The 22,724-nt window shown below is 63.8% G+C and carries 20 protein-coding genes and 1 pseudogene; 9 read left to right on the forward strand and 12 right to left on the reverse strand.

Going from position 1 to position 22,724, the window contains the following annotated elements:
• Positions 1 to 211: pseudogene (locus tag G522_RS30315) on the forward strand (IS5/IS1182 family transposase); the annotation flags it as partial.
• Positions 212 to 294: 83 nt separating this feature from the next.
• Here G522_RS30315 and G522_RS27880 read toward each other — a convergent pair.
• Positions 295 to 1,050, reverse strand: a complete 756-nt coding sequence (locus G522_RS27880) for an endo alpha-1,4 polygalactosaminidase (RefSeq protein ID WP_210162951.1) — start codon at positions 1,048 to 1,050, stop codon at positions 295 to 297.
• Positions 1,051 to 1,473: 423 nt separating this feature from the next.
• On the opposite strand from G522_RS27880, the gene G522_RS27885 reads away from it, so the two are divergent.
• Complete coding sequence (locus G522_RS27885) at positions 1,474 to 2,052, forward strand: biotin transporter BioY (protein ID WP_051228924.1); 579 nt, start codon at positions 1,474 to 1,476, stop codon at positions 2,050 to 2,052.
• Between the two features lie 176 nt (positions 2,053 to 2,228).
• Positions 2,229 to 4,478 carry a putative bifunctional diguanylate cyclase/phosphodiesterase gene (locus tag G522_RS0120195; protein ID WP_026792590.1) on the forward strand — a complete coding sequence of 750 codons (2,250 nt, stop codon included), beginning with the start codon at positions 2,229 to 2,231 and terminating at the stop codon, positions 4,476 to 4,478.
• A 73-nt stretch (positions 4,479 to 4,551) separates the two neighbouring features.
• Here the strand turns inward: G522_RS0120195 and G522_RS0120200 are convergent, their stop codons facing one another.
• From G522_RS0120200 to G522_RS27890, 4 genes are all read right to left on the reverse strand, one after another.
• Positions 4,552 to 5,184: a bifunctional 4-hydroxy-2-oxoglutarate aldolase/2-dehydro-3-deoxy-phosphogluconate aldolase gene (locus G522_RS0120200; protein WP_026792591.1), complete on the reverse strand. Its 633-nt coding sequence runs from the start codon at positions 5,182 to 5,184 to the stop codon at positions 4,552 to 4,554.
• A 133-nt stretch (positions 5,185 to 5,317) separates the two neighbouring features.
• The gene (locus G522_RS0120205) at positions 5,318 to 6,352 is read right to left on the reverse strand and encodes a LacI family DNA-binding transcriptional regulator (RefSeq protein WP_051228926.1); all 1,035 of its coding nucleotides are present in this window, start codon (positions 6,350 to 6,352) and stop codon (positions 5,318 to 5,320) included.
• Positions 6,353 to 6,454: 102 nt separating this feature from the next.
• A complete protein-coding gene (locus G522_RS0120210) occupies positions 6,455 to 7,381 on the reverse strand; it encodes a DMT family transporter (protein WP_051228928.1) in 927 nt (308 codons plus the stop codon).
• 120 nt (positions 7,382 to 7,501) lie between these two features.
• Positions 7,502 to 8,041 (reverse strand): MarR family winged helix-turn-helix transcriptional regulator, encoded by a 540-nt coding sequence (locus G522_RS27890; protein ID WP_036840247.1) that lies wholly within the window; start codon positions 8,039 to 8,041, stop codon positions 7,502 to 7,504.
• A 189-nt stretch (positions 8,042 to 8,230) separates the two neighbouring features.
• Here G522_RS27890 and G522_RS0120220 point away from each other — a divergent pair, with 189 nt between their 5' ends.
• From G522_RS0120220 to G522_RS0120230, 3 genes are all read left to right on the forward strand, one after another.
• On the forward strand, positions 8,231 to 9,298 hold the full coding sequence (locus G522_RS0120220; RefSeq protein WP_026792594.1) for a CobW family GTP-binding protein: 1,068 nt from the start codon (positions 8,231 to 8,233) through the stop codon (positions 9,296 to 9,298).
• Between the two features lie 116 nt (positions 9,299 to 9,414).
• Positions 9,415 to 10,386 (forward strand): WD40 repeat domain-containing protein, encoded by a 972-nt coding sequence (locus G522_RS0120225; protein ID WP_026792595.1) that lies wholly within the window; start codon positions 9,415 to 9,417, stop codon positions 10,384 to 10,386.
• Entirely contained in the window at positions 10,386 to 11,516 is a 1,131-nt protein-coding gene (locus G522_RS0120230; protein ID WP_026792596.1) for a radical SAM protein, read from the forward strand. Before G522_RS0120225 ends, G522_RS0120230 begins: the two co-directional genes overlap by 1 nt.
• Here the strand turns inward: G522_RS0120230 and G522_RS0120235 are convergent.
• The 3 genes from G522_RS0120235 to hemH form a co-directional block, all read right to left on the reverse strand.
• Positions 11,513 to 11,893 carry a hypothetical protein gene (locus tag G522_RS0120235; protein ID WP_084633312.1) on the reverse strand — a complete coding sequence of 127 codons (381 nt, stop codon included), beginning with the start codon at positions 11,891 to 11,893 and terminating at the stop codon, positions 11,513 to 11,515. The genes G522_RS0120230 and G522_RS0120235 overlap by 4 nt on opposite strands.
• Positions 11,894 to 11,999: 106 nt before the next feature.
• The gene (locus G522_RS0120240) at positions 12,000 to 13,430 is read right to left on the reverse strand and encodes a homospermidine synthase (protein ID WP_026792598.1); all 1,431 of its coding nucleotides are present in this window, start codon (positions 13,428 to 13,430) and stop codon (positions 12,000 to 12,002) included.
• A 385-nt stretch (positions 13,431 to 13,815) separates the two neighbouring features.
• A complete protein-coding gene (hemH, locus tag G522_RS0120245; protein ID WP_026792599.1) occupies positions 13,816 to 14,832 on the reverse strand; it encodes a ferrochelatase in 1,017 nt (338 codons plus the stop codon).
• Positions 14,833 to 15,087: 255 nt separating this feature from the next.
• Between hemH and G522_RS0120250 the strand changes: the two genes are divergently transcribed.
• A complete protein-coding gene (locus tag G522_RS0120250; protein ID WP_026792600.1) occupies positions 15,088 to 15,627 on the forward strand; it encodes a TRAP transporter small permease subunit in 540 nt (179 codons plus the stop codon).
• Between the two features lie 19 nt (positions 15,628 to 15,646).
• The gene (locus G522_RS0120255) at positions 15,647 to 17,200 is read left to right on the forward strand and encodes a TRAP transporter large permease (protein ID WP_026792601.1); all 1,554 of its coding nucleotides are present in this window, start codon (positions 15,647 to 15,649) and stop codon (positions 17,198 to 17,200) included.
• Between the two features lie 60 nt (positions 17,201 to 17,260).
• Here the strand turns inward: G522_RS0120255 and G522_RS0120260 are convergent, their stop codons facing one another.
• A complete protein-coding gene (locus G522_RS0120260; RefSeq protein WP_026792602.1) occupies positions 17,261 to 18,367 on the reverse strand; it encodes a TRAP transporter substrate-binding protein in 1,107 nt (368 codons plus the stop codon).
• A gap of 289 nt (positions 18,368 to 18,656) precedes the next feature.
• Here G522_RS0120260 and G522_RS0120265 point away from each other — a divergent pair, with 289 nt between their 5' ends.
• Positions 18,657 to 19,403, forward strand: coding sequence for a gamma-glutamyl-gamma-aminobutyrate hydrolase family protein (locus G522_RS0120265; RefSeq protein WP_026792603.1), 747 nt, complete (start codon positions 18,657 to 18,659; stop codon positions 19,401 to 19,403).
• Positions 19,404 to 19,407: 4 nt separating this feature from the next.
• Here the strand turns inward: G522_RS0120265 and G522_RS0120270 are convergent, their stop codons facing one another.
• The 3 genes from G522_RS0120270 to G522_RS27895 form a co-directional block, all read right to left on the reverse strand.
• The gene (locus G522_RS0120270) at positions 19,408 to 20,472 is read right to left on the reverse strand and encodes a nickel/cobalt transporter (RefSeq protein ID WP_026792604.1); all 1,065 of its coding nucleotides are present in this window, start codon (positions 20,470 to 20,472) and stop codon (positions 19,408 to 19,410) included.
• Positions 20,463 to 21,128 (reverse strand): DUF1007 family protein, encoded by a 666-nt coding sequence (locus tag G522_RS0120275; RefSeq protein ID WP_169453567.1) that lies wholly within the window; start codon positions 21,126 to 21,128, stop codon positions 20,463 to 20,465. The genes G522_RS0120270 and G522_RS0120275 overlap by 10 nt, the downstream gene beginning before the upstream one ends.
• Before the next feature lie 78 nt (positions 21,129 to 21,206).
• On the reverse strand, positions 21,207 to 22,151 hold the full coding sequence (locus G522_RS27895) for a LysR family transcriptional regulator (RefSeq protein ID WP_051228934.1): 945 nt from the start codon (positions 22,149 to 22,151) through the stop codon (positions 21,207 to 21,209).
• Positions 22,152 to 22,724 lie beyond the last annotated feature (573 nt).

The following is a 22,724-nucleotide window of genomic DNA, read 5'->3' on the forward strand; positions in this document are numbered from 1 at the left end:
CAAGCCGATGAACGAGGCGACGCGCCGGGCCAACAATCTCAAATCCAAGGTGCGCTCCCACGTCGAGCACGTCTTTGCCGAACAGAAGGCCCGGATGGGTTTGTTCATCCGGACCATTGGTATCGCCAGGGCGACGACCAAGATCGGTCTCGCCAACCTCGTCTACAACATCAAACGGCTGATCTGTTTGGAGCGGAGCGCGGCGGCGTAGGCCGAAGGTCCACGGAGATAAGCCCCCCAGCAAAGCGGCTGTTCCCAAAGCCGAGCCGTCAGGATACTGCGCCGAGGCGGCTCCTACGATCCCGTAGCCGTCCAGAAAACCCGGTTAATCGAACCGTCCAGTTCGCTGGCGTTCTTCTGGGCTATTGCGAGGCCGGCGGCATGCGCACGCTCGGCAAGCCGGGTTGCGAAGGCAATGTTGGCCTCTTTGCCCAGGACGGACCGGGAGCGTGTCCAGCTGTCCAAATTGTCAGCCTCGATGGCGTTGAAGCCGTCGCGCGCACATTTATCGATCCAAGGACCGACGACCGACATCAGGGCGTTCCGCTTTCCCGCCGTGGAGGTGTCGAGCAAATACTCGTCTTTCCATTCGGGATCTGCGACATAGGTGCCGTTCTTGCGAAGCAGCAGATCGGGGTGGTTCTTCAGCCACCATTTGGCCTCGGCTGGCTGGGTCTGGAAGGCATTCACGTAGCAGATGTTGTACTTGCCTGCCGCGGGCGAGGCGAGCCTGTCGCGCACGACAATCCCGACGCCGCTAGCAGGCGCGTAGGCGCCGCCCAACTGGTAGTCGAACTGCTGGTTGGCCGGTGGAAGCGAGGCATCTCGGGCGCTTGCAGTGCCTATCGTCAACACGCTCAGAACCATAGCGGCCGGCCCTGTCAGTATTCGGTGGGGCAGCGACGTCATCATCATCCCGAGGAGTCCTTCGTCTCGTGTGGTCGATGATCGCGGTTCGGTTTTCTTATAGCTGCTTCGCTGGGCAAAGCGAGAAATGCTCCTGAAGCAGGTCTGGTCCGGTGTCTCAGCCGTGGTCGAGAAGTTGGTCACGGGCCACCTCGCACAGATGGGCGCCTCCAGACATAGAGACCGATCGTGACTGGCGTCAGACAGCTCATGATCATGCGGGCTTGCCATCTCTCACAATGATCCTCCTTTCGCCAACGGGTCGAGACCATAACGCTGAACAATCAAACCGCACCAAGCCGGACGAAAGACGCTTGCTGAGGTTGGATGCCCTAAGATTTTCGCGACTGACAACTTGGCGTCCGCATCCGAGAGGTCCGCGAATGTCACCTGAAGCGACAAGCTCCAGTGGAGACTGGCAGCCTACTACGTAGTATCGCATAGCAATTCCTGTTCCCTCATCTTGACGCGGCGACGGTCAGATGTTTTTGTCCGCAGGAAAGCCGCCGCATATACGGGCCGCAATGCCGTGATCGGCAAGGCCGCCACGCCGGAAAGGACCGAGACTTGAACACTCTGAACCAGCCGTCCACCGCCTTTACCCGCTCGCTCGCCAATTCGAACGGCGCCGTCAAAGTGGCAACCGTCGTGTTCGGCTCGCTGTTGATCGCCGCTGCGACGCAGATCGAAGTGCCGTTCTTCCCGGTGCCGATGACGATGCAGACCTTCGCCGTGCTGCTGGTCGGCCTGCTGTTCGGTGCCCGTCTCGGCGCCGCCGCCGTTCTCGTCTACCTCGGAGAGGCGGCGCTTGGTTTGCCGGTGCTGTCAGGAGCCGCCAATATGGCGACGCTGTTCGTCAAGCCGGCGACCATTGGATATCTCGTGGGCTTCGTCGGCGCTGCCTTCGTCGCCGGCCTGATTGTCGAGCGCACGGCCGGCAAGCTCTGGGGCGTCGTTGCCGCCGCCCTGGCGGGCGAAGTGGTGCTGATGGCCCTCGGCGTTGCCTTCCTCGCCTATCTGATTGGCGCTGAAAAGGCCGTGACCTTCGGCTTCCTGCCGTTCGTTCTTGGCGATGCGCTGAAGATCGTGCTGGCCGTGACGGTCGCCCGCGGCGTCGGCCATCTGTCGCTGCCGGGCGCGCGCTAAAAGCTTATCCACCGAAGATGAATTATGCGGCCGCCGGGTTTTCCGGCGGCCGCCGTTTTATGTAGATGATTCGTTTTTAATCAGTTCCGATTCAGTGTTTGGAAACGATCACCCCGCACACTCCCGCCGTGGGGACGGCTGCGGCGATTCTGCCGAGCCGGGGAGTGATGAGGGCGATGACCAGATCGGGCGCAATCGAAAAGAAGCGACTGCGCGAGCTCTATCGCTATCGGATTCTGGACACCGCACCCGAGCCAGAATTTGACGGCCTTTGCGATCTTGCTCGCAGTCTGCTGAGCGCCGATGCCGCCGTCATTACCTTTCAGGATGCCGATCGTTCGTGGTGCAAGGCTTCTGCCGGCCGGCATGTCACCGTACTGCCGCGCTCGGCCTCGGTCAGCGAGCAGGCGGTTCTCGCCGGCGAAGTCGTCGTGTTCGAGGACTTGGCGAAAGATCCCCTATTTGCCGATCATCCTCTGGTCCACTGCGAGAATGGTCTTCGCGCCGCCGTTGGCGTCCCCATCGAAGTGAAGAAGGGGCTGTGCATCGGCGCTGTCGTGGTGATGTTTGCCGAGCCAAGGCAGGTTTCTGTTTTCGACATCGAGAACCTGCAGCGCCTGACGCATGCCATCATCGACCGGCTGCATCTTCGCCGCATCCGTATCGAGCGCGAGCTCGACCAGATCACTCGCGCCAAGAAGGACGCCGAGATTGCCGCCCAGAAATGGGAGATTGGCAAACAGAGACGCCTCCTGGAGCAGACGGCCCGCCTCGCCCGCATCGGCGGCTGGGAATATGATGTTGCCGCCGATCGCATGATCTGGTCGGCCGAAATCTACCGCCTATTGGAACTCGACGAGACGTCGAGGCCGCCCGATCTGATGACGCTCCTGGCATATTGCCAGGAGGAAGCTGCCGGTGAGGTCAAGCGGCTGATTGTCCGTGTGCTGACGCGCGGCGAGTCCTTCGAGACGGAAATACCTCTGGTGACCGAATCCGGCCGTCGTCGCTGGGCGCGTTGCGTCTGCGAGGCGGAGGTCCAGCGCGGCAAGGTGGTTCGCCTGCTCGGAACGGTGCAGGACACGACGCTGCAGCGGGCCACCGAAGAGGAAGTCAACTTCATCGCCACGCATGACATGGTGACGGGGCTTTTGAACCGCGCCGTGTTTCAGGAGCGGCTCGACCGCGCGCTGACCTTCCGCACGCCGGCCCGCACCGTCGGCCTTTATCTGATCGACGTTGATCACTTCAAATCGGTCAACGACACGCTCGGCCATCACGCCGGCGATGTGCTGTTGGCCGAGGTGGGGCGGCGCTTGCGCGAGGCCGTTGGCGAACTTGGTGTGGTCGCCCGTCTCGGTGGCGACGAGTTCGCGCTGCTGATGCCCGATTGCGGCGGCGAGGATGAACTGACCGCCATCGGCGAGCAGATGATGCGCGGCCTGCAGGAACCGATCGCCTACGAAGCCGAGTCGATTCCGGTGACCATCTCGGTCGGCATCGCCCGTGCGCTGTCGGGCACGCAGCCAGACCTGTTGTTCAAGGATGCCGACATCGCCCTCTACGAGGCCAAGGGCGAAGGACGAAATCGCTTCGTGCTGTTCGATCGAGCGATGCGCGAAGCTATCGAGCTGCGCCATTCCATCCTGAGGGCGATCCGCCAGGCCATCGACCGGGGTGATCTGCGCCTGCACTATCAGCCGAAATACTCGTTGCGCACTGGCGTGCTCGCCGGCTTCGAGGCGCTGCTGCGCTGGCATCGCCCGGACGGCTTCATTGCCAGCCCCGGCTTTTTCGGCATCGCCCTCGACGATCCACAGTTGGGCCTTGCCATCGGCGACATGGTCATTCGCGAGGCCGTGCGGCAGGCGGCCGATTGGCGGGCGCGCGGCATTATCTTCGACCATATAGCGATCAACGTCGCCACGCCGCAGTTCCGGCGCGGCGACCTTTGCGACTGTCTGACCGCCGCGCTCGATGAGTTCGACGTGCCGGCGGCGGCCTTGATGGTCGAGGTGACGGAGAACGTGCTGCTGTCGAAGGTGGCTGACGAAGTCCAGTCGACACTGTCGCAGCTGGCTAGCAAGGGCATCAAGATCGCCCTCGACGATTTCGGCACCGGCTATGCCTCGCTGAGCCATCTCAAGGATTTTCCCGTCGACCTCCTGAAGATCGACCGCTCCTTCGTGGCAACACTGACCGAAGAGCGCGAAAGCCGCTCCATCGTTCGCGGCATCACGGCGCTCGCCCATGACCTTGGCATACCGGTGATTGCCGAAGGCGTCGAGACAGCCGCCCAACGCGATATGCTCCGGCATTTCGGCGTCGATTTCGGCCAGGGCTACCTGTTTTCCCGCGCCATGCTGCCGGCCCAGATCGAGTCGTCGGGCATGGTCAGCATGGTCGCCACGCAGGCGCGGGCCTGAGCCCAAAAATCTCGCCGGCCAAGCTGTTTCAGCCCGACCGGCGAGTTCGATGCTCGACTTGTTCGCGAAATGCTCAGACGGCGATCGCCGCCGCTTCCCTTGCCAGTTGCTCGATACGCGCCCAATCGCCGGCCTTGACGGCGTCGCTTGGCGCCACCCAGGAGCCGCCGACGCAGATGACGTTCTTGAGCTTCAGGTAGTCGGTCGCGTTTTCGAGGCTGACGCCACCGGTCGGGCAGAACACCATGTCGCCGAGCGGCGAGGCCAGCGCCTGCAGATATTTCGGCCCGCCGGCAGGACCGGCCGGGAAGAACTTGACGATGCGGTAGCCCTTGTCGCGGGCGACCATCGCTTCCGAGGCCGTGGCGACGCCCGGCAGCAGCGGCACATTGAGCTCGATCGCCACGTCGAGCAGGTCGGGCGTGGCGCCCGGGCTGACCAGGAACTTGGCACCGGCTTCGACGGCCGCCTTGGCCTGGGCACGGTCGAGCACCGTACCGGCGCCGACCACGCCGCCTGGAATGGCGCTCATCTGCCGAATGGCTTCCAGCGCCGCCGGGGTCCGCAATGTCACTTCCAGCGCCGGCAGGCCGCCCTTGACCAGCGCGGTGCCGAGCGGCACGGCGTCTTCCAGACGATCGATGATCAGCACGGGAACCACCGGCGCGCGGCGGAGAACGGCGAGAAGGGCGGCGGTGTCGAACATGGCGGATCCTCTTTATCGGCGGTCGCTGTGCCGGGACGTGTCAACGCACAGGCCGGAAGACGGCGGCAGGACTGCCGGAGAGCGCCCAGGAACGTCCTGCCATTCCAGTGTGGTATGGCAGAAAACCGCCTTGTCAGCCACTCGATTCCCGAATGACCAGATGCGGAGCTATGAGTTTATGCTCGAACGGCGGTTCCTCGCCGACGATCAGCGCGTAGATGGCGCGCGCCGCCTCCTGGCCGATCTCCTCGGAGCCATTCTGCACCGTGGTCAGCGCCGGCGCCCAGGTTTCGGAGCCATCGACGTCATCATAGCCGGTGACGGCGACATCGACGCCGGGGCGGATGCCGAGACGGGTGAAGCTGCTCATCAGGCCGAAGGCCAGCACGTCGTTGAAGCAGACGACGGCAGAAGGACGGGGCGAATGGGCGGCGATGATTTCAGCCGCCTTGCGGCCATCGGCCTGATTCATCAGTTCGGGGATATCGAGCACCGGCGTCAGGCCGGCTTCGGTCATCGCCTCGCGGAAGCCGGCGTAGCGATCGCGGCCTGACGAGGTGTAACGCAGACCACCGACGAAGGCGATGTCCTTGTGGCCCTTGTCGATCAACAGGCGGGTGATCTCGTACATGCCATGCCGATCGTCGCCGCGCACGCTGGGGGCGTTGGCACCGTCGACGTCGCGGCAGACCAGCGTCACCGGCGTGCCGGTACGCATGATGGCATCGATATCGGCAACCGTGGTGCCCACCGACGGGCAGAGGACCAGACCGTCGGCGTTCTGCTGCTGCAGCACCTGGACGAAATTGCGCTGGCGCTCGATGCTGTCGCGATGATTGCAGATCAGGATGGTCAGGCCGTATTTCTCGAGCTCGCTCTCGACGGCACGGAACACCTCGGCGAAGTAGGGGTTGAGCACGTCGTGCACGACCACGCCGACGATGTCGGTGCGCGCGGTGCGGAGCGAGGCGGCCTGCCGATTGTAGATGTAGCCCATCTCGACGGCCAGTGCCTGCACGCGCTTGCGCGTCTCGGCCGAGACGGCCGGGTTGTCGCGCAGCGCCAGGGAAACCGTCGCAGTCGACACCTCAAGCTGCGCGGCCAGCTGGCTCAGCGTCACGCGGCGGCGGCGGAATCGGCGGAGGTCTTCCCGTTTGCTCGTGGTCATCGAGGGTCCTGTTTTCTGCCTTCTCAATCGATCACATGAAACATAAGGGCGGGCGGCGTCAACTGGATTGCCTACGTACGGAGCCAGTTGCCGGCCATTGCCTCAGGAGTGTGCGGCGGCAGCCATTTCGCGGGCGTGGACGACGCGTTCGCGATGGAAGAGATAGATGCCCGAAGCGATGACCACGCCGGCACCGAGCAGCGTCCAGATCGATGGCACGTCGGCGAAGACGAGATAGCCGGAGATGATGGTCCAGACCAGCTGGATATAGCCATAGGGGGCGAGGGTGGCGGCTGTCGCAAAGCGATGGGCGGTCATCACCAGGAAGTGGCCGAAACCGCCGGCGGCGCCCATGAAAACCAGCAGGCCCCAGACAAAGAGTGACGGCGGCGTCTGCCAGACGACGAACAGCGCCGGGATCAGCAGAAGGCTCGGCACGGCGGCGAGCGAGATCACCAGCGAGCCCGGATTGACCCGCGTGGCAAGGTGGCGGGTGACGAGATTGTAGACGGCACCAGAGGCCATCGAGGCGAGCGCCAGCAGCATGGCCGGATGGAAGGTGCCGAAGCCTGGCTGGGTGATCAGCAGCACGCCGAGAAAGCCGACGACGATGGCGACCACGCGGCGAATACCGATGGCCTCATGTAAAAAGATGACTGACAGCAGCGTGATCACCATCGGCGACAGGAAGCCGATCGACGTCGTCTCAGCTACCTGCAGGTAGCGGAGGGCGCTGAAGTTGGCGAGCGTCATCACCGTCAGGAGGAGCGCCCTGACGACCTGCAATCCCGGCAGTTTGAACCGCCAGGCGCCGGGCGAGGAGATTGGGTTCAGCACGGCCACCGCCATCAAGAGGTTGATGACGTAGCGGAACCAGGAGATCTCGATCACCGGCAGGTAATAGCTCATCGCCTTGGCCGTCGTGTCGAGGCAGGCGAAGACCATTGTCGAACCGAACAGCGGGATCAGGGCCTTGAGGGGCGCGCGGGCAGGTGGGGCAGGCGACGGGATTGGCCCGGAGGAGGACATTGAGGATTTCACTGGCGCAGGACGGACGGCACACCGGCGCGGGTGCCGCCTCCGGATCGATTCAAAGTCATACTAAAGTATTATCCGCGCCGATGTAAGCTAGGTTCGTGAGGGCTCGGTTCAGTCGGTGGCGCCCTCATCGGCCTCATCGTGAAGGACAGCCAGAACCGGCTTGGCGACCGTGACTTCGGGCGCGTCGTCGTCGTCATCGTCGGCGTTGGCGGCCACGCCGGCCGGCATCAGGTTCTTTTCGATCTGGCGCAGCAGCTTCTTGAGGCGCTTGCGGTCCTTCTCGTCGAGGCCGGCCAGCGCTTCCTTCTCCACGCGCTTCCATACGGCATCGACGGCGCCGGCCCGCTCGCGACCGGCGTCGGTCAGGAAGACGCGGGCGAGGCGGCCGTCGGCGCTGGAGGTCTGCCGGGTGAGCAGACCCTGCGCGCCGAGACGGGAGATCATCTTGGTGACGGTTGGCGGCTGCACGGCGAGTTCGGCAGCCAGTTCCGACATCGACTGGCCGTCGCGGTCGGCGAGCGCCTTCAGGACCGCCTCCTGGCCCGGATGCAGGCCGATACGGCCCAAATGGACCGCGGCGCGCGTGCGATGAACGCGGGCCGCCTGGACCAGCCGGTGGGTGACGCTCTTGCGATGGTTGAAGCTCATGCCCGTCTCCGTCGTCGGCGCCGGTTGGGCCGGTCGCCGCTCTACACCTTTGAGTGATCCCCTTTTCACACGAAACTATGACACTTATTTAGGGGCCGAAGATTTTTCCGTGAGCCGCCGTCCGCCTTTGTCGTGCGCCCGTCAGGAGGGCGTGCTAGGACAGCGGTCCTCTTATCCGTGGAGATGCGCATGTCCGCTCCGGCCGCCGCCCCGTCCATTCCCGTTACCGTCCTCACCGGCTACCTCGGTGCCGGCAAGACGACGCTGCTCAACCGTATCCTCACCGAGGATCACGGCAAGCGTTATGCGGTCATCGTCAATGAGTTCGGCGAGATCGGCATCGACAACGACCTCGTGGTCGATACCGACGAGGAAGTGTTCGAAATGAACAACGGCTGCATCTGCTGCACCGTTCGTGGCGATCTGATCCGCGTCGTCGAGAACCTGGCCAAGCGGCGCGGCAGCTTCGACGCCATCCTGGTGGAGACCACCGGCATTGCCGACCCGGTGCCGGTTGCCCAGACCTTCTTCATGGATGAAGAGGTGAAGAAGTTCGCCCACCTCGACGCCGTCGTGACGCTGGTCGACGCCAAATTCTTCCTCGACCGGCTCGGCGACGCGCCGGAAGCGGAGGATCAGGTGGCCTTCGCCGACGTCATCGTCCTCAACAAGACTGACCTTGTGACGCCGGAAGAGCTGCGCGAGGTGGAGGCGACGGTTCGCCAGCTCAACCCTTACGCCAAGATCCATCGGGCCACCCGTTCGGGCGTGGCGCTCGACGCTGTTCTCGATCGCGGCGCCTTCGATCTCGACCGGGTGCTGGAGCTCGATCCCTCGTTCCTCGATGCCGACGAGCACGATCATGACTATGATCACATCTGCGGTCCGGACTGCGATCATGACCATCACCACCATGACCATGATCACGATCATCATCACCACGGTCATGAGACGCATCACGACACCGAGGTGACGTCGGTGTCGCTGAAGGCTGGCGAACTCAACCCCGACAAGATCCTCGGCTGGATCACCGAGATCACCCAGGCGCAGGGGCCGAACATCCTGCGCCTCAAGGGCATTCTCGCCTTCCCCGATGAACCGAAGCGCTACGTGGTGCAGGGCGTGCACATGATCGTCGAAGGCGACCTGCAGCGCGATTGGAAGCCGAGCGAGCCGCGCGAGAGCCGTCTGGTGTTCATCGGCCGCAAGCTCGATCGCGCCGAACTCGAGGCCGGCTTCAAGGCTGCCGCTGTTTGAGTTCGGCTTCAAAATGACGGATGCCGGCGGCTGGAGACAGCCGCCGCTCTTGCATTTGCGGCCTGAATGACGCACTCCCGTCGCACCAATCCCAACACCGCTCCGGAGCCGCACCCGTGCCCGAGGTTACCCCGCTTCCGCTTTCCGGCTATGTCGTCGATGTCCACTACGTTGCCGGTGTGCCGACCTTCATCACCGGTGATGGGGCCATTGCGCTCGGTACGGCCGGCCGGGTGGTGAAGCCGCATGGCGGCGGCATCCTCGCCTCGGCGCTGGCTGCCGACGGCAAGTCGATGATCACCGGCGGCGACGACGGCAAGGTGATGCGCACCATGGCCGATGGCACCAGCACGCTGGTTGCCGAGCGCGGTCGCAAGTGGATCGACGTGGTGGCCGCCGGGCCGGGTGGCGCCGTTGCCTTCGCCTCGGGGCGGACGGTGGTGGTGATCGACGGTGCCGGCAAGGTGCACGAGCTGGAACGGCCGCGCGCCGCCCTCGGCCTCACCTTCTTCCCCAAGGGGCTGAGGCTAGCCATTGCCGGCTATAACGGCGTTGGCCTGTGGTTCCCCGGCACGGCCGCGCCGGTGCAGGAACTGGAATGGAAGGGCTCGCACATTGCGGTGACGCTGTCGCCCGACGGCGCCAATGTCGTCACCTCCATGCAGGAGATGGCACTGCACGGCTGGCGTCTTCGCGACGGCCAGCACATGCGCATGTCCGGCTATCCGGCCAAGGTGAAATCGATGTCCTGGTCGGTCAAGGGACGCTATCTCGCCACCTCCGGCGCTGGCGTTTCGGTGCTGTGGCCGTTCTTTCACAAGGATGGGCCGATGGGCCAACGACCGCTGGAGCTGGGCGGCCGACAGGAACTGGTCACCCGCGTCGGCTGCCATCCCCTGGAGGAGATCGCCGCGCTCGGCTATGACGACGGCATGATCCTGCTCAGCCGCTTCTCCGACCGCGAGGAGGTGCTGCTGGCGCGCCCGAACGGTTCTCCGGTGTCGGCCTTGACCTGGAGCGGCAATGGCCTCGAGCTGGCCTTCGGCTGCGAGAGCGGCGCCGCCGGTCTGATCGACCTGACACGCTGATGACCGCGCTCCGATCATCCCCTTCCGATCGCACCACGCCGGGTGAACAACGCGAGCTCGACGCCGCCTATGCGGCGCTGGCCGTCCGCGAGCGGCTGTTGCCGATCAAGATACCGGCTTTCTACCAGCGCAAGCTCGACGAGGAGGCAGCGACGCTCGGCCACACCGAGGGGCCGCTCCACCGCATGGTGCGGCCGACCCGAGAGCGCTTCGGTGCGCCGGCCGGTGGCGAGGTGCCGGACTGGGTCGATGATCGCTCCAACATGCCGGTACCCGGCTCGCAGACGATCATCCATAAATATGCCGATCGCGTGCTGTTCATGCCGACGTCGATCTGCGCCGGTCATTGCCAATACTGCTTCCGCCAGGACGTGTTGACCGACGCCCACGCCGAGGGGGGCGATCTCAAGGGTCTCGCCGCCGAGGTAGAGAAGCTGACGACCTATCTCGGCACGCGGCCGGAGGTGTCGGAAGTGGTGCTGTCCGGCGGTGATCCGCTGACCCTGTCGACGCGCGACCTTAGCGTGGTGCTTTCGGGCCTTCGCGCCGTGCCGACCATCCGGTCAATCCGCCTGCACACCCGCACGCCGGCCTTCGCGCCGAAGGTGTTCGCCGATGACAGAAAGCTCGACCTTCTGGCCGAGGCGAACGTGCGACTGGTGCTGCACTTTGCCCACCCCTATGAGGTCTGCGGCGAGGTCGGCGAGGTGCTCGACCGGCTCGATCGGCACCGCATCCGCCTCTACAATCATTTCCCTCTGCTGCGCGGCGTCAACGACCATCGCGACGTGCTGGCGCGGCTGATCGAGGCGCTCGACGACTATCGCGTGCGCACGCTTTCGGTCTATGTGCCGGAGCCGATCCGCCATTCGGCGCCGTTCCGGGTGACACTCGACCGTTTCTTCGCGTTGCAGGATGAGCTGACGGCCACCACGCCGAGCTGGATCAACGCCGTCCGCTTCACGCTCGACAGCCCGGTCGGCAAGGTCCGGCGCGAGCATATCGTGGCTCGCGACCGGACGACCGGTCTCGTCACCTTCGAGAAGTCGGGAAAGCGCTTCGTCTTTCCCGACTTTCCGTCCGAACTCGACGTCCCTGGCGACCGCGATACCCTGCTCTGGAAGGGTTAGGCGGTCGCCGTTGGCTGGAACAGCAGCACCGCGAACAGGATGGCACCCAAGAGCGCCAGGAAAGACGCGGCGGCAACCAGCGGCTCGAAGCTGGGGTGGCCGTTGAGCAGCAGTACCAGCGACGGGAACATCACCACGGCGGCGATGGTGTTGAGCGCCCAGAGGATCTTCGGCAGGCGGCCAGTGCTCCTGCCGGGATTGAGCGCAAAGAAGATGCCGTAGACACACATCACCACGAAGCCGATCAGGTTAAGATGGGCGTGGGCAGCGGCGGCGGCGTGATTGCCGCTCGCCGACATGTAGATGCCAAAGATCATGCCGACGATCAGCAGGACGGCGGCGGTGCGAAAGAACAAAAGCGAAATGGAATTGCTCACAATAGTCCCCCCTCCCGGCTTTCTGCCGGTCAGGGAGACCATACCATATTATACGTAGAAATACAGTGCAGGCTTAACGGCGTGGAGCCCAAAAGCGGGCGCTGCCCTATCGCACCAGGATGTTGCGGAAGCTCCAGGGGTTGGTCTCGTCGATATCCTCGGGGAAGAAGCCGGGGCGGCCGGCGAGCGGCGTCCAGTCGGTGTAGTAGCCCTTCACCGGCCCCAGGTAGGGCATCTGGATCTCCAGGCAACGCGCGTGATCCATCTCATCGGTTTCGACGATGCCGGCTTCCGGGTTTTCCAGCGCCCAGACCATGCCGGCCAGCACGGCCGAAGTTACTTGCAGGCCGGTGGCGTTCTGGTAGGGGGCGAGCTTGCGCGCCTCTTCGATGGTGAGCTGCGAGCCGTACCAGTAGGCGTTCTTGCCGTGGCCGTAGAGCAGCACGCCGAGTTCGTCGGCGCCGTCGATGATCTTGTCCTCGGACAACACCTCGGTCACCGTCTGCACCTGGCCGCCGCCGCCGAACATTTCGTGCAGCGACAGCACGGCGATGTTGGCCGGATGATAGGCGTAGTGGCAGGTCGGCCGATATTCGGGGTGGGTGCCTTCGCCGACCGTGTAGTAATCGGCGATGGAGATCGCCTCGTTATGGGTGACGAGGAAGCCGAACTGCGCCCCCGGCGTCGGGCACCAGGTGCGGACGCGGGTGTTGGCGCCGGCCTGGAGAAGATAGATCGCCGCCTGGCAGCCGCCATCATGATGGCGGGCGGTTTCCGGTTCCCAGGTCTCGCCGGTGCCCCAGCCGAGTTCGGCCGGCTGCAAACCTTCCGACACGAAACCGTCGACCGACCAGGTATTGCGGAAGACGTCCATCGAATGCGGGATCAGCGTGCGCTGGGTATCGCGCTCGGCGATGTGGATGCCCTTGACACCGATGGTCTGCATCAGCCGCGCCCAGTCTTCGCGCCCTTTCGGCGGCGTGTAGGCAATGCCCATGTCACGGGCGAGATTCTCGAGTGCCACCTTGACGAACCAGGAGACCATGCCGGGGTTGGCGCCGCAGCAGGAGACGGCCGTGGGGCCGCCGGGATTGGCCAGCTTCTCGGTCCGCACGGCTTCGCGCAGCCAGTAGTTGGTGCGATGGGCCGGCTCGACTTCCTTGTCGAAATAGAAGCCCTCCCAGGGCTCGATGACCGTGTCGATATAGAGCGCGCCGATCTCACGGCAGAGCTTCATGATGTCGAGCGAGCCGGTATCGACGGAGAGGTTGACGCAAAAGCCCCGGCCACCGCCGACGGTGAGCAGCGGCTTGAGGATGTCGCGATAGTTGTCGGGGGTGATCTTCGCCTGAATGAACCGGATGCCGTGATAGGCCAGGATATCCTTGCCGGCGTCGCTGGGGTCGATGACGACGAAGCGTGATCGGTCGAATTCAAGGTGCCGTTCGATGAGCGGCAGCGTACCGCGTCCAATGGAGCCAAAACCGATCATCACAATGGGACCGGTGATCGTGCCATGCACGGGCGATGAATTCATTCAAACTTCTCCTGTCACGACACCCCTGGTGCCGGAAGATCTCCGCGTCTTTCAGGTCAACGGGAATTGCGAATAAAGGGTTAAACGGCGGCGCCTGTGCCTTCCATGCCGTCCCCTTCAGACATTAGAGCATGCCGGCGCCAAGTTTTCCAGTCACGGTCTTTGCGGAAAAGCCGTCGTTCGACATTCGGTGAGGCAGGGAAAACCGTTAATAGTCACGGCTGCCGCCAAAACACGGTGCGGTGGTCTTTCCGAAAATTTCAAAAACCGTGTTGCCGGCTACTAGAACTTTTCCGACGAAATCGGGTTCGCCGGAAAAGCTCTATCTCCTTGTTAGGCCGCAGTTCCGGACGCAAAACCGGTTCCCATTTTTGCTGGACCTGCTCTAAATCCAACCTTGAAGCTCGCGGCGTACCACGTGTTCGATGACGTTCATGCCGTCATCGCCGTCATTGAGACAGGGAATGCGGGCAAAGTTGACGCCGCCGTTAGCCCGGAAAATGTCGGCATTCTCGACGCCGATCTCCTCGATGGTTTCGAGACAGTCAGCAACGAAGCCCGGGGTCATCACGGCAATCGACTTGATGCCCGATCGGGCCAGCCCCTCGACGGTCTTGTCGGTATAGGGCTGCAGCCATTCTTCGGGTCCGAAGCGCGACTGGAAGGTGATGCGAAGCCGATCCTCGCTCCAGCCGAGACGTTCGCGCAGCAGACGCCCCGTCTTCTGGCAGTGGCAATAATAGGGGTCGCCCTTTTCAAAATAGCTTTTGGGAATGCCATGGAACGAGGCGAGCACCACCTCCGGCTCGAAGGAGAGCGTGGCGAGATGCGCCTCGACCGAGCGGGCGAGGGCGTCGATATAGACGGGATCGTCGTGATAGGGCGGCACGGTGCGCACCGCCGGCTGCCAGCGCTTGGTGAGGAGATGGGCGAAGGCCTTGTCGTTGACGGTGGCCGTGGTGGCGGCGGCATATTGCGGATAGAGCGGGTAGATGAGGATGCGCTCGCAGCCCGCCGCCTGCAGCACGTCGAGCCGGCTGGCGATCGATGGGTTGCCGTAGCGCATCGCCCAGTCGATGATCACGCCGCTGCTGCCGAGGCGCGCCGCCAGCTTCTCCGCCTGAGAGCGCGTGTAGGTGCGCAGGGGGCTCTCGTTGAGCTCCCTGTTCCAGATGGTGTCGTAGTCGCGGCCCTTTTTCTGCGGCCGCGTGTTGAGGATGATGCCGTAGAGCACCGGGTACCAGATGAGGCGCGACGTTTCGATCACCCGCCGATCGGACAGGAATTCCTCGAGATAGCGCCGCATCGAGCGGCGGTCGGTGCCGTCGGGCGTACCGAGGTTGACGAGAAGAACGCCGACCTTGCCGTGAGAGACGATCGGATGATTGGGCGGCAGCGACATTGGGCGGGATCCAGACAATGAGTTTAGAGAATTTCTAGCTGAAAGCGGTGGGATGCGCGAGGCCTCCAGTGTTGCCGATCGGTGGTGGTGAAAATCCGCCAAGACCATATAGGTATTGCGTATTCCCTGCGGGTTGCTTGTGTTTGTCGCCGAAAATGAGCTATGCAGGCCCGGCCGCCGCAGGAAATGTGGTGGCGTGGGCGGAATGGCGATCGCACTCACGGCGAGCGGCAACTGTCCGGCCGGGGGAAGACGATGCGAGGCTTGCTTAGGGTATGCGCGGCGATCGACGCACTGAACGTCGGCGTCAACTATTTTGCTCGCTGGCTGGTGCTGGCGGCGATCCTGCTGTCGGCGGGCAATGCCATCATCCGCAAGCTCTTCAACTATTCGGCCAACTCGCTGCTGGAAGGACAATGGTACCTGTTCTCCGCGGTGTTCCTGCTCTGCGCCGGCTATACGCTGCTCAGGGGCGAGCACGTCCGGATCGACATCATCGCCTCACACTTGAGCCGTCGGGCGCAGGTGATCGTCGACATCCTGGGCACGCTGATCTTCCTGCTGCCGTTCACCGTCGCTGCCGTCTGGTTCAGCTGGCCGCAGGTGGTATCGAAGGTTCTCTCCGGAGAGGTGTCGTCGAGCGCCGGCGGCCTGCCGCTGTGGCCGGCCTGGGTGCTGATCCCCATCGGTTTCTCGCTGCTCGGTTTGCAGGGTGTCAGCGAGGTCATCAAGCGCATCGCCTTCCTGACAGGCGACGGGCCGGACCCGTCGCCAGCTCACGCGTCCCATAATTGATCGACGAGGATCGCTTGCCATGACCGCCTTCCTCGTCGCCAACCTCGCGCCGATCATGTTCGGCTCGATGCTGCTGTTCCTGCTGATCGGCTATCCCGTCGCTTTCGCGCTTGCTGCCTGCGGCTTCGGCTTCGGCCTGATCGGCATCGAGCTCGGCCTGTTGTCGCCCAACCTGTTTCAGGCGATCCCCGATCGCGTCTGGTCGGTCATGAGCAACGACACGCTGCTCGCCATCCCCTTCTTTACTTTCATGGGCCTGGTGCTGGAACGTTCGGGCATGGCGGAAGACCTGCTCGACACCATCGGTCAGTTGTTCGGGCCGATCCGGGGCGGCCTTGCCTATGCGGTGATTTTCGTCGGCGCGCTGCTGGCGGCCACCACCGGCGTCGTCGCGGCGTCGGTGATCGCCATGGGCCTCATTTCGCTGCCGATCATGCTGCGCTACGGCTATGACCGGCGCGTCGCCTCAGGCGTCATCGCCGCCTCCGGCACGCTTGCCCAGATCATCCCGCCCAGTCTGGTGCTGATCGTGCTGGCCGACCAGCTCGGCCGGTCTGTGGGAGACATGTATAAGGGGGCCCTCTACCCCAGCCTGATCCTGACCGCGCTCTATGCGCTGTTCGTTTTTGTCGTGTCGCTGGTTCGTCCCCATTGGGTGCCGGCGCTGCCTGCCGAAGCGCGGACATTGCGCGGCTGGCGCCTGTTGGTCAAAGTGCTGACGTCGTTGGTGCCGCCGCTGGTGCTGGTGTTCCTAGTGCTCGGCACTATCTTCATCGGCCTTGCCACGCCGACTGAAGGCGGTGCCATGGGTTCGGTGGGCGCGCTGCTGCTCGCCATTTTCAACCGTCGTCTTACCTTCACCATGGTGGTGCAAGCGCTGGAGCAGACGGCCAAGCTCTCCGCCTTCTGCATGTTCGTGCTGCTCGGCGCTCGCGTCTTCTCGCTGACCTTCTACGGCATCAATGGCCATCTCTGGGTGGAAAGCCTGCTGGCAGGCCTGCCGGGCGGCGAGGTCGGCTTCCTGATCGTCGTCAATATCCTGGTCTTCTTCCTGGCCTTCTTCCTCGATTATTTCGAGCTGGCCTTCATCATCATCCCACTGCTCGCGCCGGTCGCCGACAAGCTCGGCATCGACCTCGTGTGGTTCGGCGTGCTGCTCGGCGTCAATATGCAGACCTCCTTCATGCATCCGCCGTTCGGCTTCGCGCTGTTCTTCCTGCGCTCGGTGGCGCCGAACCATCCTTACGTCGACAAGATCTCCGGCCAGCGGACGGCGCCGGTGACCTCGTCGCAGATCTATTTCGGCGCCATTCCCTTCGTCCTGATCCAGGTACTGATGGTGGCGCTGGTCATCCTGTTCCCGGGCATGGTGACGCACTACAAGGCTGATCGTGCGGCGGTGAACCTCGACAACGTCAAGATCGACATCATGGCGCCGACGCCGGCTGCGCCGGCCTTCGGCGCGCCGGGCAATCCGGGAGCCAGCCCATTCGGCACGCCGGCGGCTCCTTCATTCGGCGCGCCCGCCCCATCCTTTGGTGCTCCAGCGCCGGACTTCGGCGCCAAGCCATAACAATGAAAAAGGCCGGTGGATTGCTCCGCCGGCCTTCTGATTTTTGCAAGAGGGCTCGGCTTACTTGCCGGCGGCCTGCTGCGAGTAGACGTAGCTGTCGAAGTTGTATTCGGCGACGCGGAACCACTGATAGCTCTCGGCGCGGAACTGCTTCCACGGCTCGTAGATCTTCTTGAACGCCGGGTTCTTGGCCGCTTCATCCGCATAGAGCTTGAAGGCGGCGTCATAGGCGGCGTCGAGGATCTCGCGGCTGAACGGCCGGAGCTGCACGCCCTGCGCCACCAGGCGCTTCAGGGCGGCGAAGTTGCGGGCGTCATAGGCGGCGGTCATGTCGTCGTTGGCGAGCGCGGCGGCGGCCTTCAGCACGGCCTTGTAGGCCTGCGGCAGCTCTTCCCACTTCTTCTTGTTGATCATGTACTGCAGCGCCGACGAGCCCTCCCAGAAGCTCGGGTAATAATAGTATTTCGCCACCTGATAGAGGCCGAGTCGCTCGTCGTCATAGGGGCCAACCCATTCGGTGGCGTCGATGGTGCCCTTTTCAAGGGCCGGATAGATGTCCGTTGCCGGGATCTGCTGCGGCACCACCCCGAGCGCCGACAGCACCTTGCCGCCGACGCCGCCGACGCGGAACTTCAGGCCCTTGAGATCGGCGACAGTGTTGATCTCGTTGCGGAACCAGCCGCCCATCTGCGTGCCGGTATTGCCGCCGAGCAGCATCACCGCGTTGTAGTTGGCGAGGAAGTCATTCATCAGCTCGAGGCCGCCGCCCTGGTAGATCCAGGCCTGCTGCTGGCGGGTGTTGAGGCCGAAGGGCAGCGAGGTGGCGATGGCGAAGGTGAGATCCTTGCCGATGAAATAATAGGAGGCAGTATGGGTGATCTCGACAGTGTCGTTCTGCACGGCGTCGAGCACCTGCAACGGCGGCACCAGTTCGCCGGCCGGGAACACCTGGATCTGAAACTTGCCGTCGGTTGCCTCGGACACCGTCTTGGCGAATAGCTCGGACGAGCCGAAAATGGCGTCGGTCGATTTTGGGAAGCTGGAGGCAAGGCGCCACTTGATCTCCGGCTGCGACTGCGCAATGGCCGGCATGGCGAGCGTCCCCACGCTCGCTGCGGCACCGGTGGAGACCAGCCCGGCCTTCTTGATGAACTGACGACGATCCATGCGATCCTCCCCTTGCCCCTTATTTCAAGCCCCGCTCAGGCGGCGACATCGTTGAAACTTGAACGCCACCTGGCCTTCGACCCGAAGACACGAACCGGCGTGTGCGGCATTAAAAACGGAAAATCCGGCATCGCGCAATTAGTCGATGCTTCAATTCTGCAAACTTTTCCGAAAGTTGCGTAAAATCGTCACGCCTGGAAATCCCTCCCAAACTCGGTCAAGAATGGGTCTCCCGCTTTTCCAGCCGATCGGCTAACAAGATCGGGTTGTCAACGCTTCGGATCCGTTCATGACCGCTCCCGTCGTTCTCTTCACTGCCGACACCCGCGACTTCGATGGCTACACTTGGCATTGTGCACCCAGCACCTACCTCGAGGCGGTGCTCGGGGTGTCGGGCGGCATCCCGCTGATTCTGTCGGCCTTCGGATCGCGCCTCGATCTTGATGCGGTTCTCGATCGCGTCGATGGCGTCGTCGCCACGGGGTCGAGAACCAATGTCCATCCCTCGCATTACGGTGTGACGGCGACCGAGGCAATGGGGCCCTATGACGAGGTGCGCGACGCGACCAGCCTACCGTTGATCCGGCGGACCATCGAGCGCGGCATTCCCTTGCTCTGCATCTGCCGTGGCTTGCAGGAACTCAACGTGGCGCTCGGCGGCTCGCTCGCCTCCGATATCCAGGACCAGCCGGGGCGCATGGATCACCGCCATCCCGATGTGGCCGACATGGACGGCAAGTTCGCCATCCGTCATGGCGTGACGATTGCCGCCGGCGGCTGCCTTGGTCGCATCGTCGAGGGCGAAATCGAGGTGAATTCGCTGCACCGGCAGGCGGTGGCGCGGCTTTCCGACCGGCTCGTCGTCGAGGCGACGGCGCCGGACGGCACTATCGAAGCGGTATCCGTGAAGGGGGTGGCCGGCTTTACGCTGGGCGTTCAGTGGCACCCCGAATACTGGGGCGCAAAGGATGGGCCTTCCAAGGCCATCCTGGAAGCTTTCGGCGCGGCCATCGCCGCCGAAGCTGCCAAACGCTGAGCCGTCAACCCCAGAGCGACGCGCCGAACATCAAGAGGCCGAACAGCAGCACAACAACGGCGGCGCCCGCTTCAATGACGGCATGCAGGTGATGGGCGAACTCGCCATTGCCGGTCGCTGCCAGGCGGACGGCCAGGCCGCGTGTCGTCACGGCAGCGAGCGTCAGGGCTGCGACGGTAAAGCCGGTGCCGAGCGCCATGGCAAACGCCGAGGCGATGCCGGCAGCGAACAGGCCCTGGCTCAAGGCGAACACCAGCACGATCAGCGCGCCGGTACAGGGGCGGAGGCCAACGGCGACTACGGCCGACCACGCCTTCTTCCAGTCGAGGCGACCGGCGGCAACTTCCGGCGACGGCGCATGAACATGACCGCAACTGTCGTCGTGTACATGCCGCGTCGGCTTGAGCCCCAGCCGGCGATGATCGTGGCCGCAGTCGTCGTGCGTGATGGCGGTGGCAAAGCTGGTGGTCATCACGACGGGCGCCCCACCCACCGTTACGATCACGGGGGCATAGCGTTCGGCGAACCATGCGCCGAGCGGCTTGACGATCTTGCGCCAGACCAGCCAGAGGCCGAGCAGGACGATCAACGCGAAGGAGCCGGTCTCGAGCGTGGCGGCTGCCCGTGTCATGGCGATGGACGTGGCGCCGAGCACAATGGCGGCGACCACCACCATCACCACCGCCGTCACCGCCTGGGCGAGCGCCGAGACCATGGCGAGGATGGCGCCGTTGCGTGCCGTTTCGCGGTTGGCGAGCACGTAGGTGGAGATCACCGCCTTGCCGTGGCCGGGACCGACGGCGTGCAGCACGCCGTAAAGAAAGGAGAGCGCCATCAGCCAGACGCCGGCGCTGCCATTCGCCTTCATGGCGGTGAGCGTTGCTGTGAGATCGCGGTAGAAGACGGCTTGCCAGCCGGCGATCGCCCGGAACAGGCCGGGAAGGAAAGCCCCGCCGGTCGCGGCTGGCTCCGGCAGGCCAACGCCGAACGGGCCGGTGGAGGCAAGGGCCGGAGCGGCCAGAAGAAGCAGGGCGAATCCGGCGGCGGCAGGGCGAAGCTTCAGGGACATGTGATGTCGGCCCCGTTGGTCTGATCGTCGGCGAGAAGCTGCAACTCGGGAGGCAGATTGCGCTGGTCGGCGGGGATGGCGGCCAGTGCCGCGGCGGCGGCCGGGTCCATGTCCGGCGGCCGGAAGGTTTTGGCGGTGCAACTGGCGGGCGCGCCGTCGAGAACGATCGGGCCATCCTTGTCGTCGATCATGCGGAAGGCGACGAAGAACGTCGGATCGTAGATCTCCAGCCGCATCTTTCCCTCAACTTTCACCGGCGCCTTGGTGGGCAGGGTGAAGAACAGGATGAGGCGGCCGCCTTCGTCTTGGAGCCAATATTCGGTGGGCTTGTTGAAATCGACATCCACACCTCCGTTGGCTGTGATGAAGGTGAAATAGGCGTAATCCTTCAGCGACTGGACATTGATTTCGGCAAGCGGCTTCAGCTCCTCGGTGGAAAGCTTGCCATCGCCATTGGTGTCGAGGCCCTGGCTCGCGAAGGCCGAATAGGCATCGTCGAAGCGCCAGATGTTGCGGACGGCGGTGATTTCACCCTTCGCGTCGTAGACCACCTCCGCCTTGGCATCGACCCAGACATGCGGATGGGCAGCGGCCGGCGCGGCCGCGCTAAGGGCGCCGGCAAAGGCGACAGCGAAGAAATTCGTCCTGTTGGTCACGCGCGACATCCCGTGGCAGTACGCGGCGGCGGTCAGCGCCTCCGGCGACACATCGCTGCCAAACAAGGCGGGACGATGTCAACTCGGCTCGACGATCTCCGTCGCCGGGGCGGTCGGCCCGCCGCTGCATTCATCACCGTTCTTTTGGAACCAGTCGGCCATGAAGTCGACGAAGGCGCGGATCTTGGCGGAAAGATGCCGGCGATGCGGATAGACGACGTAGATATTGGCTGCGCCCAGCTCGAACTCCGATAACACGATTTTGAGCCGGCCAGCGGCGATGTCGTCCTCCACCATCTTGTAGGGCACCGAACCGAAGCCGAGACCGGCCAGCACGGCAAGGCGCACGGCCGATGGCGAGTTGACTTCGACGCGGCCTGATACCGGCACCGTCTGCCGGATGCCGTTGACGAGGAAGCGCCAGTTGAAGCGGTTGCGCAGGTTGGAATCGATGATGCAGGGCAGCCGGGTCAGATCGTCGGGAGTATCCGGCAGGCCGTGGATATCGGCGACATCGGGACGCACCACGGTGGCAAAGCGATAGTCGGCGAGTTTCCGGGCGATCAGGCTCGAATCGGAGAGCTCGCTGACGCGGATGGCGCAGTCGAAGCCTTCGTCGATCAGGTCGACGAAACGGTCGTCCAGCCGAAGATCGAGCCGGATGGCGGGATTGGCCGCCACGAAATCCATGATCGCCTTGCCGAGCGTCGAATCGCCGAAGGTGCGCGGGGCAGCGACGCGCAACAGGCCGGTGGGTTCGCCGTGGCGTTCGCGGACCATATCCTGAAGGTCGTCGACCCGCTGCAGGATTTCGCCCGCATCACGGAAATAGGCCTGACCCAGCTCGGTAAGCGCCAGACGCCGCGTCGTGCGGTTCATCAGGCGGGCGCCCAGCTCGTCTTCAAGCTCTTTGACGTATTTCGAGATCAGGGCCTTGGAACGGCCGAGCTTTCGTGCTGCCGCGGAGAAGCCGCCCGCTTCGACGACCTCCACGAACGTACGCATGCGAGTGAATGTATCCATTATCCGCCGCCAGTTTGAGACGCTCCGGACTTTCGTCCACATGACGCGAGCGGTTCCGTGGCCTCCGGACCGCTTGAGAGATGGCGAAAGCGCTTTAGGGCCGACCATGTGAAAGCCCCGTAATCGGCCAACCGGCAGTCGCGCCCCGTTAACTCTAATGACCTGAATCCACTCAGTTTCGTCAATATGAAAAATTGAAATTTCATCGCAGAATCGCTGGATTTTCTACTGTTTTACGTATCGTTTCCCATGGGTGGACAATCGAATTCTTCCTGTTGAACTAATGCGGCTTTTGAAGTGCCGTTTGCACTTGGCCGGAGTGCGCCGGGAAACGCTCGCCTCGCTCCGTCGGCCAGCGTGGCGCTGCGAGGGCACCTCGCATGAAATTGTCGTCACAAACGGATTTTCGTAGCCCAGGGTCTTGCAGAAGGGGGCGACGCAGAGTACATGCGTCCTTGCCCAATTTCGCACGTGCCTGTGGTTGCGTGCCGGTTTCGCTAGGGCCGCTAACGGCGGTTCCGGCGAGGGCAACCGGTGACCGGAGTTAAACCGGGTCTAAGCCGCTTCTCAAGC

This window comes from Pleomorphomonas oryzae DSM 16300, assembly GCF_000422965.1.
Lineage (GTDB): Bacteria > Pseudomonadota > Alphaproteobacteria > Rhizobiales > Pleomorphomonadaceae > Pleomorphomonas > Pleomorphomonas oryzae.

Excerpts from the sequence above, each read along its gene's own strand:
- G522_RS0120240 (WP_026792598.1), bottom strand. The coding sequence starts at position 13,430 with ATGAATTCATCGCCCGTGCATGGCACGATCACCGGTCCCATTGTGATG.
- G522_RS27890 (WP_036840247.1), bottom strand. The coding sequence starts at position 8,041 with ATGAGCTTCAACCATCGCAAGAGCGTCACCCACCGGCTGGTCCAGGCG.
- G522_RS0120250 (WP_026792600.1), top strand. The coding sequence starts at position 15,088 with ATGCGAGGCTTGCTTAGGGTATGCGCGGCGATCGACGCACTGAACGTC.
- G522_RS0120260 (WP_026792602.1), bottom strand. The coding sequence starts at position 18,367 with ATGGATCGTCGTCAGTTCATCAAGAAGGCCGGGCTGGTCTCCACCGGT.
- G522_RS0120205 (WP_051228926.1), bottom strand. The coding sequence starts at position 6,352 with ATGACCACGAGCAAACGGGAAGACCTCCGCCGATTCCGCCGCCGCCGC.
- G522_RS0120230 (WP_026792596.1), top strand. The coding sequence starts at position 10,386 with ATGACCGCGCTCCGATCATCCCCTTCCGATCGCACCACGCCGGGTGAA.
- G522_RS0120220 (WP_026792594.1), top strand. The coding sequence starts at position 8,231 with ATGTCCGCTCCGGCCGCCGCCCCGTCCATTCCCGTTACCGTCCTCACC.
- G522_RS0120195 (WP_026792590.1), top strand. The coding sequence starts at position 2,229 with ATGACCAGATCGGGCGCAATCGAAAAGAAGCGACTGCGCGAGCTCTAT.
- hemH (WP_026792599.1), bottom strand. The coding sequence starts at position 14,832 with ATGTCGCTGCCGCCCAATCATCCGATCGTCTCTCACGGCAAGGTCGGC.
- G522_RS0120265 (WP_026792603.1), top strand. The coding sequence starts at position 18,657 with ATGACCGCTCCCGTCGTTCTCTTCACTGCCGACACCCGCGACTTCGAT.
- G522_RS0120210 (WP_051228928.1), bottom strand. The coding sequence starts at position 7,381 with ATGTCCTCCTCCGGGCCAATCCCGTCGCCTGCCCCACCTGCCCGCGCG.
- G522_RS27895 (WP_051228934.1), bottom strand. The coding sequence starts at position 22,151 with ATGGATACATTCACTCGCATGCGTACGTTCGTGGAGGTCGTCGAAGCG.
- G522_RS0120270 (WP_026792604.1), bottom strand. The coding sequence starts at position 20,472 with ATGTCCCTGAAGCTTCGCCCTGCCGCCGCCGGATTCGCCCTGCTTCTT.
- G522_RS0120255 (WP_026792601.1), top strand. The coding sequence starts at position 15,647 with ATGACCGCCTTCCTCGTCGCCAACCTCGCGCCGATCATGTTCGGCTCG.
- G522_RS0120200 (WP_026792591.1), bottom strand. The coding sequence starts at position 5,184 with ATGTTCGACACCGCCGCCCTTCTCGCCGTTCTCCGCCGCGCGCCGGTG.